At 33.6% G+C, this 13743-nt stretch carries 7 protein-coding genes and 1 pseudogene; 4 read left to right on the top strand and 4 right to left on the bottom strand.

Annotation, left to right across the window (positions count from 1 at the left end; translation table 11 throughout):
* Window positions 1–124: 124 nt before the first annotated feature.
* Window positions 125–1348, top strand: coding sequence for an exonuclease subunit SbcD (sbcD, locus tag FWJ34_RS03785; RefSeq protein WP_308254015.1), 1224 nt, complete (start codon window positions 125–127; stop codon window positions 1346–1348).
* 202 nt (window positions 1349–1550) lie between these two features.
* On the opposite strand, the gene FWJ34_RS03780 is transcribed toward sbcD, so the two are convergent.
* The 3 genes and pseudogenes from FWJ34_RS03780 to der form a co-directional block, all read right to left on the bottom strand.
* A complete protein-coding gene (locus FWJ34_RS03780; RefSeq protein ID WP_308253996.1) occupies window positions 1551–2282 on the bottom strand; it encodes a 2-phosphosulfolactate phosphatase family protein in 732 nt (243 codons plus the stop codon).
* Window positions 2283–2429: 147 nt separating this feature from the next.
* Window positions 2430–2738: an RNA-binding protein gene (locus tag FWJ34_RS03775; protein ID WP_308253995.1), complete on the bottom strand. Its 309-nt coding sequence runs from the start codon at window positions 2736–2738 to the stop codon at window positions 2430–2432.
* A gap of 424 nt (window positions 2739–3162) precedes the next feature.
* Window positions 3163–4521: pseudogene (gene der / locus FWJ34_RS03770) on the bottom strand (ribosome biogenesis GTPase Der).
* A 282-nt stretch (window positions 4522–4803) separates the two neighbouring features.
* On the opposite strand from der, the gene pyk reads away from it, so the two are divergent.
* Complete coding sequence (gene pyk / locus FWJ34_RS03765) at window positions 4804–6225, top strand: pyruvate kinase (RefSeq protein ID WP_308254014.1); 1422 nt, start codon at window positions 4804–4806, stop codon at window positions 6223–6225.
* A 115-nt stretch (window positions 6226–6340) separates the two neighbouring features.
* Here the strand turns inward: pyk and cobN are convergent, their stop codons facing one another.
* A complete protein-coding gene (cobN, locus tag FWJ34_RS03760) occupies window positions 6341–10381 on the bottom strand; it encodes a cobaltochelatase subunit CobN (RefSeq protein ID WP_308253994.1) in 4041 nt (1346 codons plus the stop codon).
* Window positions 10382–10729: 348 nt separating this feature from the next.
* Here cobN and FWJ34_RS03755 point away from each other — a divergent pair, with 348 nt between their 5' ends.
* Window positions 10730–11074, top strand: coding sequence for a hypothetical protein (locus FWJ34_RS03755; RefSeq protein WP_308253993.1), 345 nt, complete (start codon window positions 10730–10732; stop codon window positions 11072–11074).
* A 107-nt stretch (window positions 11075–11181) separates the two neighbouring features.
* Window positions 11182–13581: a hypothetical protein gene (locus FWJ34_RS03750; RefSeq protein WP_308253992.1), complete on the top strand. Its 2400-nt coding sequence runs from the start codon at window positions 11182–11184 to the stop codon at window positions 13579–13581.
* Window positions 13582–13743 lie beyond the last annotated feature (162 nt).

The raw sequence follows: 13743 nt of genomic DNA, 5'->3' as shown, positions 1-13743 counted from the left end.
CTACAACTATTCATTATTAACTATCAACTATTAACTATTCTCTATTCATTCATTATTGATTATTCATTCACTATTGACTATTGATTATTGACTATCAACTATTAAATATTAAATATTAAATATTATTGTGAAAATTTTACACTTAAGTGACATACATTTAGGTAGCAGTTTCAGTCACGGAAAAATTAACCCAGAAACGGGATTAAATACTAGATTAGAAGACTTTACCAATACTTTAAGTATTTGTATTGATCGAGCGATCGATGATAATGTTGATTTAGTCTTATTCGGCGGTGATGCCTTTCCTGACAGTACACCTGCACCATATATTCAATCAGCATTTGCCCGTCAATTTCGGCGATTAGTAGAAGCGGATATTCCTACTGTGTTATTAGTTGGTAATCACGATCAACACACCCAAGGTAATGGTGGTGCGAGTCTATCTATTTATCGTACTTTAGGAGTGCCTAATTTTATCGTGGGGGAGCAGTTAGAAACCCATTTAATCAATACCAAATCGGGTTTAGTTCAAATTATAACTTTACCTTGGTTAACCCGCTCTGTTTTACTTACTCGCCCTGAAACAGAAGGTTTATCTATGGAAGAAATTAATAAACTATTAATTCAAAAAATTGAGCCCGTTTTAGAAGCAGAAATTAGACAATTAAATCCAAAAATTCCCACTATTTTATTAGCTCATTTAATGGCAGAGAGAGCAAATTTAGGGGCAGAAAGATTTTTAGCAGTAGGCAAAGGTTTTCAAATTCCTTTATCTATGTTAATTCGTTCTGAATTTGATTATGTTGCACTAGGTCATGTTCATAAACATCAAAATTTGAACAAACAAAATAATCCCCCTGTAGTTTACCCCGGCAGTATTGAAAGGGTAGATTTTTCAGAAGAAAAAGAGGAAAAAGGTTATGTTTTAGTAGATATTATCGAGAAACAAGTTAATTGGCAATTTTGTGTTTTACCTGCCCGTCCTTTTGTTACGATTGAAGTTGATGTTAGTTCGAGTGATAATCCTGAATCAGATTTATTAAAGGCGATCGCCAGACATAAAATAGAAGATGCTGTTGTCCGTGTAATTTATCATTTGCGTTCAGAGCAACTAGAATTAATTAAGATGAGTCGTATTAATGAAAGTTTATCTCAAGCTCATACTTATAATCTTAAAGCGCAATTAGTCAGTAAACTAGCACGTCCTAGATTACCAGAATTAGGTATCGGTAAAAGTTTAGATCCTCTTGAAGCACTTTCGACTTACTTAAAAAATCGCAATGATTTACAAGATTTAGTGCCAGATATGTTAAGTGCTGCCGAAAATCTTTTAAGTAAAGTAGTGTAATAAAATTAGAGGAAATTGAGCATCGTTGCCCGAAGAATTTAGAATTAGGAAACTTACTCATTGCAAGAGTGCATCGTTGCAAGAATGCCTTGACTCAAACGTTTACCTCTTCCTTCTTCCCTACCTCCCATAGTCAACTTAGATGCGTCTGTCGCTTACGGAGTGAGTTTTGAGTTGATGTGCAAGTTTTAACTATTACTGATTACTTATTATTAATTTTAAAAATTCCTTTATCTGTCTGTATTGGTAAAGTAGAAATCAGATTTTTTTGGGAGCAATATTTTAAATCTTCCTCTAAATTTAACTTAAGTAATCTTTGCCCATGACTAGATAAACGAAATAAATCGAATAAATTATCTTCCCATTGACAATATAATGCAATCGCAGATACTACTTCATCATTACTAATATCGTTAATATTACTAAAATCAACTAATTCTGAAGCAATTGCCCCAGCACACACTGTATCCTCTAAAGAATAACCACCTTCCCATCCCGAACCTAGTAGCCAAACTGTAGTAGGTTTATACTCTTTCAAATATTTAACTACTGCACCATAATTAATAATTGCCCCAGCAATAACAGTTTGAGCGGATTCCACTCTTTGTAAGGCACGAGTTCCATTAGTAGTACTAATAAATAATTGTTTGCCAGTGACAACTTCTCTCGAACAATCTAAGGGAGAATTACCTAAATCGCAACTGTCAACTTTTTTCCCGCCTCTTTCTCCTAGTCTTAAGCGAGATTCTACGGGTAATTGATTACTTTCTGCTAATAATAAATCTATATCACTAAAGGCTTTTACAGATTTTGCCCCATTATTCAATGCCGTAGTGATAGTGGTAGTAGCCCTTAAAACATCAATAACTACAGCACATTCAGGAATAACATGATCAGGAGTAGATTCAGGGGTATAATAAACAGAAATTTTCACGCTAATTTAGATTACAGTAGATTGAACATTCCTGATTGTACATTAATCATGTAAAAAAAAATAACCTCCATCTTAAAAAGAAAAGAGGTTATATTGATCTAGGGGTAAAAACTATCAGCTAAAACTTAAGTTAAACCTAAATACTTTTTAGTAGTTGCGAGAAAAACTGTTACGTCTTCCACCGCCACCGCCGCCGCCACGAGAGTTATTCTCTTCACGGGGTTTAGCTTTATTTACTTTCATGTCACGGCCCATCCATTCCGCACCATCTAGCGCTTCAATAGCTGCGTTTTCTTCAGCGTCTGTATTCATTTCTACAAAACCAAAACCACGCATACGTCCAGTTTCACGATCAGTAGGAAGATAAACTCTTTTTACTGAACCAAAATCTGCAAACGCAGAGGTTAAATGTGCTTCCGTAACATCATAGGATAAATTGCCTACATAGATTGACATAGTCTGTCTCCAAATTAAAATTTTGTGGTCAAGAGTCGCAATTCGGAGAGAAGCTTGTCAATCCTAAACTCGAAAAACTCGTGAATATCTTAAACAAATCTTTAAACCGATACTTAATCTCATCAAATTTGATTATAACACTCATTTTTCTTTTTGGTGGTTTTTCCCAAAAAAATTAGGTTTTTGTTAATAATTCTTAACTTTTACTGAGATCTTGCATCAGAACAAAAATACTTAATAGCCTAAAGTGAGGTAATCAATTTTATAGCTGTTAGTGTCAATTCTGAAACTCATTACTCATTACTCATTACTCCCTCTCACAAGCCAATTTTCAACTAGGTGCAAGATATGAGTTTTAGCTACTCCTGAAAACTTGACAAACTTGAACATCATTCACGATCCTAGATAATTCCCAATCCATTTCTTATACTTTAGTAGCTCGATTTCCACCCATCTTTTCTCCTTCTCGCAGTTTTTTGCCACGCCAAAGTAATTTTAAGGGTGTACCTTTGAAGCCTAATTGTTCTCGGAATTGTTTTTCAATGTAGCGACGATAATTATTATCTAATCGTTTAGGATCATTAACAAATAAAGCAATAGTAGGAGGTTTATTGGTTACTTGAGTGCCATAATAAATTCTTCCTTGTTTGCCTTGTCTTGTGGTTGGTGGTGAATGCCATTTAAAGGCTTCCTCTAGCACTTCATTGATTACTGCTGTACTAACTCGTTTTTTATGGCCTTCGGAGGCGTTATCTATCAACTGGAAAATATTTTCTACTCTTTTACCTGACATAGCGGAGACGAAAATTCTCTCTGCCCATTCCATAAAAAATAGTCGATCATCAAGGATTTTTTGGTATTCATAGATGGTATGGGAATCTTTTTCCACCGCATCCCATTTGTTAGCGATAATAACCGCAGCCCTTCCTTCTTCGATAATTCTACCGGCTAATTTTAAATCTTGCTCGGTAACGCCATCTAAAATATCAATCACGAATAAAACAACATCTGCCCTTTTTATGGCTTTAAATGCCCTGTTAATCCCAAAAAATTCTGCACCATAGTCAACATTTTTTTTTCGTCTAATTCCTGCGGTGTCAATGAGACGATAAGTTTTACCATTTCTTTCTACTACCATATCAATAGCGTCTCGAGTTGTCCCGGAAACAGGGCTAACAATAGAGCGATTTTCCCCCGTTAAAGCATTCAAAAGACTTGATTTGCCTACATTTGGTCTTCCGATTATGGCTACTTTTATCTCCTCTACTTCCTCAATCTCATCCATAGTGGGCAAGTATTGAATTAAATCCTCTAATAGTTCTGCTGTACCATTGCCATGAATAGCCGAAAGAGGGTAAGGTTCACCTAAGCCTAAATTCCAAAACTCCGCAGCTAGGGTTAATCCTTCTTTTTCCGACTCACATTTATTGACAGCTAAAACAACCGGCACATTTTCAGTGCGTAACCATTAGGCAATTTCTTCATCCCCGGCAGTTAAACCTATTTGCCCATCCACAACCATTATCGCCGCTACTGCTTCTGCTAATGCCGCCTGTGCTTGTTCACGAATAAAGGGTAAAAATTCGGTATCATCATCAAAGACTAAACCACCTGTATCAACTATCTGAAATTCTCTGTCTTGCCAAAATGCCGGTCGATAAGTACGATCTCTAGTTATACCTGGTTCATCATATACGATCGCATCTTGTTCTCCTGATAAACGATTAACTAGAGCAGATTTACCAACATTCGGACGGCCTATAATGGCAACGATAGGAAGCATGACTTTAAAAATTAAACATAACCTTACTATTATAACCAATTATTTTAGAGTCTGTTAAGGAATTGTAACGCATCTAAAAGTCATAGGCTAAAACTTATTTATTTCCCTTATATTTAGACACGAGTACAAATTCCCCTTTCCCAAATCCGCTACCTTAACCGACAATTTTGTATCGAACTGAGGTAGAATTAATTACATTTTACTTTTTTTAACCAAAAGCTAACCTGATTTTAGGAAAGATAGATTATTCTGTAATCATTAAAGGTTAAGCAAGTATAAGTTATCTTAATTATGAAACATCATACTAAAATTGTAGCAACTATCGGACCTGCTAGTAATTCACCGGAAATAATTAAAGAAATGATTAAAGGGGGAATGAGTGTCGCTAGGTTAAATTTTTCCCATGGCAGTTATGAAGAACACGCTAAGATGGTTGAGGTATTGCGTTCAGTGTCGAAAGAGTTAGATACTCCTATTACTTTACTTCAAGATTTACAAGGACCAAAAATTAGAGTGGGCAATCTTATTCATGGACAAATTGAAGTTAAACAAGGGCAATATTTAAAATTAGTACCTAATACTATTACACCAGATTCTGATGATACCATTACCATCGATTATCCTTATTTAGCGGAAGAAGCAGAAATTGGCGCACAAATCTTACTTGATGATGGCTTACTTGAATTTGAAATTGTCGAGATCGAAAATCAAACTATTATTTGTAAAGTAGTAGAAGGGGGTATTCTTAAAAGTCGTAAAGGAGTTAACTTACCTAGTCTTAATCTTCGATTGCCTTCCATGACAGAAAAAGACAAAAAAGATTTAGAATTTGGCTTATCTCAAGGTATTGATTGGGTTTCTTTGAGTTTTGTGCGTAAACCTGAAGATATTATCGCCTTAAAAAGTTTCTTAGCGACAAACAACGCTTTAGATACCCCCGTTATCGCTAAAATCGAAAAGCCTCAAGCCATCGATAACCTAGAGGCAGTTATTAACCAATGTGATGGGATAATGGTAGCGAGGGGAGATTTAGGAGTAGAAATGAGTGCGGAAAAAGTACCTTTATTGCAAAAACAAATTATCTCCCTCTGCAATCAAAAATCTATCCCGGTAATTACTGCTACACAAATGCTAGATAGCATGATTCGTAATCCTCGCCCTACTCGTGCAGAAGCCAGTGACGTAGCTAATGCCATTATTGATGGTACGGATGCCGTCATGTTATCAGGTGAGTCAGCAGTGGGTGATTATCCCGTCAAAGCAGTGGAAATGATGGCTAAAATAGCTATTAGTGTTGAACCAGAGGTAAAATTTTTTAATCATTCCCCTTCTAATGATGATGCTACTAATGCTTTAAGTGAGGCTTTGAATGCTATTGATAAAGTTTTGTCCTTAAAATTCATCGTTACTTTTACCGCCATTGGCTATACCTCTATGATAGCGGCAGGAGAACGTCCGAGGGCACCAGTTTTAGCCTTAACGGTTAATGAAAAGGTTTATCATCGTTTAAATTTAATTTGGGGAGTTAAACCTATTTTAATTGAAAATGAGCCTCATAATTTTGAAGAATTAATAACCAAAGCCGAAAGAGTAATTAAACAGAAAAATTTAGCCCAATCTGGAGATGAAATTTTAATTATGGCAGGTATTCCTACTGGTATAAGTAAAGGTACTAATTTCTTAAAAATACACCAAATAAATTAAAAATTAGGAATTAGGAATTAGGAATTAGGAATTAGGAATTAGGAATTAGGAATTAGGAATTAGGGATTCGGGATTAAAAATTAGGAATTAATTTTTTAGTTTTTTTGAACTAGTTTTATAAATTTTCGATTTTGCCTTCTGATTCATGGGCGATACTTCTTAATTTATCAAACATTTCTTGACTAACATTTTGCCATAAATTTCTTTGAGAGGCTTCAATTAATCTTTCAGCAATATCTCTCATTACCCAAGGATTTTTTTCTAGGATAAATTGCTTTACTTTTTCATCTAATAAATAACTTTGGGCAACTCCCTCAAACATAAAATCAGGCACAGTTTTAGTAGTAGCAGAATAGGCGAATAAATAGTCAACCGTGGCACTCATTTCAAATGCTCCTTTATAACCGTGTCTCATCACTCCGGCTATCCATTTCGGATTAATAACTCGACTACGGTAAACCCTCGCAATTTCCTCTTTTAATGTCCTAACTTTGGGGTTATTGGGTTGGGAATTATCTCCAAAATAAGTAACAGGATTTTCCCCTTTTAAATGCCTTACGGCAGTAGTTAATCCTCCTTGAAATTGATAATAATCATCGGAATCTAATAAGTCATGTTCTCGGTTATCTTGGTTATGTAAAACTATCTGTAATTCCTTTAATCTTCGCTCAAAAACTTCCGGCATTGACACACCTTTACTACCTGTATAAGCATAACTACTCCAGTTTAAATAAGCCTTAGCTAAATCGCCATCATTTTCCCAATTTTGCGACTCAATTAAGCCTTGTAATCCCGCACCATAAGCACCGGGTTTTGAACCAAATAAACGATAACTTGCCCTCTCTTTTGCTTGATCTTTTTCTAAACCTTTATCTAACCAATATTTAGTATCTTTTTCTATTTGTAAAGCGAGGGGATTTGCTTCTTTTTCTTCTGTCAGGGTTGACAAATGTATGATCGTTTTATATAATAATTCCAGTAAATTGGGAAATCCGTCACGAAAAAAGCCCGAAACTCTTACAGTTACATCAATACGAGGTCGCCCTAACACAGATAGGGGGATGATTTCATAGTCAACCACCCGCCGACTAATGCCATCCCACACAGGTTTAGCACCCATTAACGCCATAATTTGAGCAATGTCATCGCCTCCCGTGCGCATAGTGGAAGTACCCCAAACAGAAATAGCCAAAGTTTTGGGATATTCTCCATTTTCTTGGGTATAACGTTCAATTACCGCCTCCGCTGCCTTTTTTCCTACATCCCAAGCCGTTTCACTAGGAATTGCTCTTATATCCACCGAATAAAAATTACGCCCTGTTGGTAACACATCCGCTCTGCCTCTGGTGGGGGCGCCTGATGAACCGCTGGGGATATATTTACCTTCTAATCCTCTCATTAAATTAGTTATTTCTTGATCAGTTTTCCTCAAATTTGGCAATAGGTTATTGGCTATCCAATGAAGAGATTTTTCTGTATGTTTTCCTAAGCTAAGTTGTTGATAATTTTTCTTATCTAATAATTGACTTATCCAAGATTCATCGTTATTTTTATAAACAATAGACTCTATCTTATTGAGGGATAAATTAGTCATATTTTTTTCTTGAATGAGGTTATCAATTAATAGACTAGCAAGATTTTCAATATATTCTTTTCCTTCTTTACTGTGCAATTTTTCTTGAATATTTAATAGTTGTTTATCCCCTTTATTTATTTTTATAAAATCAACAATTTTTTGTAATAAATCTTCCTTTATACTTTTAATTAATCCTAAACTATTATAACTACTAAACCTGGCGATTGAGATGATTAAATCTCGTAATTGTCTGAGTTGAGGGCATTGTCCAAAAATATGTAAACCATCTCTAATTTGGGCTTCTTTTAACTCACATAAATAACCGTCAGCAGTAGTTAAAAATTGAGCAAAACTATCTTTATCTATATTATTAATGCCTAAATCTTCATTTAACTTTGTTTGCTTGATTAAGTTTGAAATTCGATCGCTAATTATTTTTAAACGACTTGGATTAAGACTTTGTGCTTGGTAATATTCATCAATTAAAATCTCTAATTCTAGTAACTCTTTATACAATTCCGCACGAGTTAAAGGAGGAGTTAAATGATCTAAAATAACGGCATTTGCTCTACGTTTTGCTTGAGAACCTTCTCCCGGATCATTTACAATAAAAGGATAAAAATTAGGTAAAGTATCCAAAGTAATTTCAGGGTAACAATTCTCTGATAAAACCAAACTTTTACCCGGTAACCATTCTAAATTACCATGTTTTCCTAGATGAATAATGGCATCGGCTTCAAAAATTTCTCTCACCCAATAATAAAAAGCTAAATAATGATGAGTTGGCTCTAAATCTGGCGCATGATAGTTTAAACTAGGATCAAAATCGTAACCTCTTGATGGTTGAATGCCTATAAAAATATTGTCTAATTGTATGCCTGAAATGGGGATAAAATTCTCCCCGTTTGTTAAGGGGGGTTGGGAGGGATTAAATTCCATTAAAGGAGATTGAGATTCCTTCGCTATCGCTCGGAATGACATTTGTTCGTTTTGAGTGAGTGGAGGTATTTTCTCTGTTATGGGAAATGACATTGTTTCTAGGTTATCAAGTTTACCCCATCTATTAATAATTTGTTTTTGTGTTTCGAGAGGTAAAATTTGAAAATAATTTTGATATTCTTCTAGGGATAAAGATTGATTAATTTTGCGTTGAGATTGCATTTCTAAGTCATTAGTTACTCCTTCAATTAACTTAAATATTAACTCATCACCATTGGCAGGAATATTATTAATTTGATAACCATTTTCTTGTAAAGCCTTCAAAATATTTATACAACTAGCTGGGGTATCTAAACCAACTCCGTTGGCAATTCTTCCGTCTTTATTGGGATAGTTAGCTAAAATTAAAGCAACTTTTTTTTCTGAGTTTTTAAGCTGACTAAGATTAGCCCATTTTTTTGTTAATTTTGCTATATAGTTAATTCTATTTTCTAGGGGTTGATATTCGACAATATCGGTTTCTAATTGGGGATGCCAAGTGGCGACAGATTTAAACGAAATTGCCCTTGTGATAATTCTTCCATCGACTTCGGGGAGGGCAACATTCATGGCAACATCCCTAGGGGATAACCCTTGAAAATTATCTGCCCAATATTCTTTGGTACTGCCACTTAAGATAATTTGTAAAACGGGAATGTCTAAAGTTTGCCAAATTTTAGCGTTGGTTTCGTTGCCAATTTTTGCTACAGAAAAGCTAGTGGTGTTTAAAATTAATTTGACTTGATGATGTTGTAATAATTTGATTAATTCTTCTTGAATATCCGCTTCTTGAAGGGAGGATACATAAATAGCAATACTGCTTAAATTTTCTGTTTCTAAGGCTTGGGATAAAGCATCAATGGGTTTAAGATTTCCTGATAGATAATGCGATCGATAAAATATAATAGCTGTGTCAATCTGTTGCTTATTTTTGCTTAACTTATTTTCTTGAGAGGAAGTTATATTTTCTAGAGTAAAATTGGTGTTATCTTGAGAGAAATTGATGTTTTTGTGAGGGAAATTGGTAGGCAATGCCAACCCTACATTTTGCGAGGGTTTATAGATACCTAATCGATCGATCAATCGAGGTGAATTAGGTTTAAAGTTACTGTGGAAAAAACTATCACTAAGATACTTAAATGCGTTGACAAAATTTTCAACACCCCCTTGGATTAAGTATTGCCAAAATTGATTGACGATGGATAAGGAAACGTTAGAATGACTGATTAAGTCCACATCAGCTTGATCGTCACCGGGTAAAATAAGTAAATGGGCATTAGTTTGGCTAACTATGTCTTTACACACTTCTAAGCCATAACTCCAATAACTTCTTCCCCCCAACAAGTGCAAAATAATCACTTGTGCCTGTGATAAAATCTCCTCTCCATAGGTATCAATCGTCAATTCCTGTTGTAACTGCAATAGGTTGGCAACTCTAATGTCAGGAAAATCCGTAGGTAAAGATTCCAAACTGGAGGCTATCGTCTGAATATCTGTATCGGCGCTAGTAAGGAAGATAATCGGCGCTGGATTTTGCTCAATAATAATCACCCCTTCGCTGTCGGGATTCCATCCGCCAGGGGTTGCTGGTATTCTGTGCATTTTGAGGATTAATAGATTAAATATGTTCTCTTGCTACTATATCGATAATTGAGCTATTTAACACATATCAAATTAATTCTTTTGTGTTATTTAAACGTCCAGCAATATTTACAGGTTTAAAAATCATAGAGAAGAAATTTGTAATAAATTTATCTGATAACTTGCATAAAATAGGAAATCGCTACTGATAAGTAGATAGCCAGAAAAAATAATAAACTTCTTGCAGAAAGAAGTCAGGGAAGAGGGAAAAGTGCATCAAATTGATCTTAAACTATCCCAATTTGATCATAGTTTTTATTTTGCACTCGTGTCTAATTAATACAAATTTATGGAGTAAATCAATTAAGCATGGACTTATATACTTTATTAAAACCATCCCTTGAAAGTTTGGTTAAAGAAATAAATGCGGTTAATCATTCATGGAAATTAGCCATTGAAATGTTTGACAATCATCACCCTTTAAGTCAATCTTTGAGTGATTTAAAAGTGAGACTTCAGGTAATACTGTTAAGAAATTATGCCCATAATTTTGTCTATTTAATAGAAGATAATGATACAAAATCCGATGAACCTCTTTATAGTTTACAATTAATTTTTATCGGAGATAAATATAAAGATGCTGCTCATGTACCTATAAGAGTAGCGAAGGAAATTTTATCTTCAGAAGAGATTACTAATTTTAGTAAATCATAAAAGTATTTTTCTATATTAATATTGCAGAAAAAAACAAATAGTTTTAATTATTAATAATAAGATAATATTTACTACAAACTAATTATAAATACCGATTTTGAACAATTATGGATTCAGTATTAAATTTTTTAAGTCAATATGTGTTTGGTAATTCTTACTTTATAGTTGGAGTCGGAGTTTTTCTAATCATCGTAGAAATTTGGAGTATCATAAATTATGGCAAAAAAGATTTTCAACTAATTAATTCTGTCATTAATTTTTTAAAAAAGAATAAAAATAAAAAACAATTGACAAAAAAAGAATGTGATAATGATAATTTATTTTCATGGTTAATGAGACATTTAGATGGAAAAATATCATCTGATAAGATTGAAGTTAAAAAAGATAATAACAACTACTATATGTTATCTTCTTATCCTAGTCTTTTGACAAAATCTCTTCCTCGTAGCCCTGTTTATTATGCTCCAACTTTATTAACTGCATTAGGAATTTTAGGAACTTTTTTAGGTATCTTTTTAGGTTTACAAGAAATCGGAATAGATAATCTTAAAGAAACAGATAAATTATTAACAGCATCAACAAAATTATTAGAAGGAATGAAAACTGCTTTTTCTACTTCTTTAGCTGGTTTAGGAAGTGCAAGTATAATGATGGTTTTATTAGCTTTTGGAGGATATTTTAGACAGACTAAAAGAAATAAAATAAGAAAGAATTTAAGTGAAATTGCTTATTTAGAATCAACACAAAAATTACTATCAAGATTAGATAATTCTCCCAAAGAAGATACTTCTAAAAGTTTAGAAAATTTAACTAATAATTTAAGTTTTTTAAGTAATTTAACACCAGAAAATATTGCCTCTGCAATCCAAAAAGCCATCATTTCTGATGAAAATATTTTGATTAAACAGTTAAAGTTACAAACTCAAACTATGGAAGGTTTAAATAACTTAACTCCTGAAAATATTGCTTCAGCTATCCAAAAAGTTATTGTTTTAGAAAAATCTGTTATTTTTGCAGAATTACAAAAACAAAATGATTATTTACAGCATCTTACCCCCGCTAATATTCAACAAGTAGTTAGAGATGCGATCGCCTTTGAAAAAGCTGTTATTGTAGAGGAATTACAAGCACAAAATCACCATTTACAGAATCTTACACCCATTGCGATCGCTAATGCAATTCAACCTTTAGTAACTCCAATTAAGGAAGAATTAACGGCTTTAAAACAAATACAAATCGAGCAAGAATCCACTATACAATCATTAATCAAACAGTTACGCAACGAATTAATTGAGCCAGTAGTGCAAAGATTGAATCAAAGTGCTAAACTCACGGAAGAAGCATCCCTTGCCGTCAGAGAATTGAAAGACGAGTTGGGCGGTATTACTGAAAGTTTATCAGGTGCAGTACAAACAATCCAAGAATTTCAACGAGATACCCTCATTAAATTACGGGAATTTGCCCAAAGTTTACAGCAGATTTTGAATCAATTTAGTGGTGACACCAAGGATGTTTTACAACAGGTAGCTGAAGAAATCAATAACGCCGTTGCTGAAAGTATAACTGGCATGGAAGCCCAGAGACAAGCCTTTGAAGAAAGTGCTAATTCTGCGGCAAATATATTTAGAGGGATTCGGGAAGATTTACAGGAGGCTTTAACTACTCAGGCAACCCAACAAAAAGAAATGTTAGAAGGGGTGAAAAATTCTACTGAAAGTATTTTAGAAAAAACAACTATTGCTTTTACTCAACAAACAGAAATCATTAAAAGTGTTGGAGAAGAAGCATCTCAATTGATGAATCAAGCGAAAGAAAATCTCCTTGAAACCTTAACAAATATAGATGATATTTTAGATCAAACTCGCATTACTTTACAGGAAGAATTAGAAACTTTTAGACTTGAATATCAAGCAAAATTAAGTGACTTTTTCAATCAACAAAATAATCTTTTAGAAGAAACTTTAGGGAAACAAAAAGAAGGTTTAGCGGAGGTTGTTAACAATTTACAAACTACTTTTAAAGAAGAAGCAGAAACGAGAAAAGAGTTAAGTCATGAAGTCAATCAAAGTTTAGGAAAAATTCAAGAAACCGTGAAAATAGTTAATAACTTAGTTAACGTTGTCGGCATGAATTCTAGTGAAAGATTTGCTCAGCTTCAAGAATTAGCTTATACCATCGGTAATGAAGCCCAAAAAGTTGAAAGTAGTTATCAAAAAATGAATGATAAAGTTAATAATAATGTGGAAGTAATGACTAATAAATTTGAAGAAACTATCACAAAAATTGTGGAAGAATTTAATCAACTATCATCTAACACTAATACTCAAATTAATGATTATTTGACTAATGCTAGTAATAGTTATAATGAGAGTTTTAATGATGCGGACAAAGCAATGGCTAATATTTGTAGTAAATTAAATGATACTTCTCACGGTTTAATGAATGTTGCTGAATATTTAGTCGCTTCTGCTAATGATTTAAAGCAAAATAATCGTAGTAACAACTAATAACATTATCGGTTGGGTTAATAAACAAACTTAACCAAAATATTAACTAACTTATCATTGATAAAAGAGGAAAAATGAGCGAATTTTTAGAATACGAAACCGAAGAAGAATTACTAGAAGAGCAAGATTCTGGGGAATGGTTATCCGTAGGGGCTTTCTCTT

Origin of the sequence: Geminocystis sp. GBBB08, assembly GCF_016743215.1 — a bacterium.
GTDB lineage: Bacteria > Cyanobacteriota > Cyanobacteriia > Cyanobacteriales > Cyanobacteriaceae > Geminocystis.
Note: the sequence above shows the minus strand (reverse complement) of the source record. Positions and strands in the feature narration are given on the sequence as shown.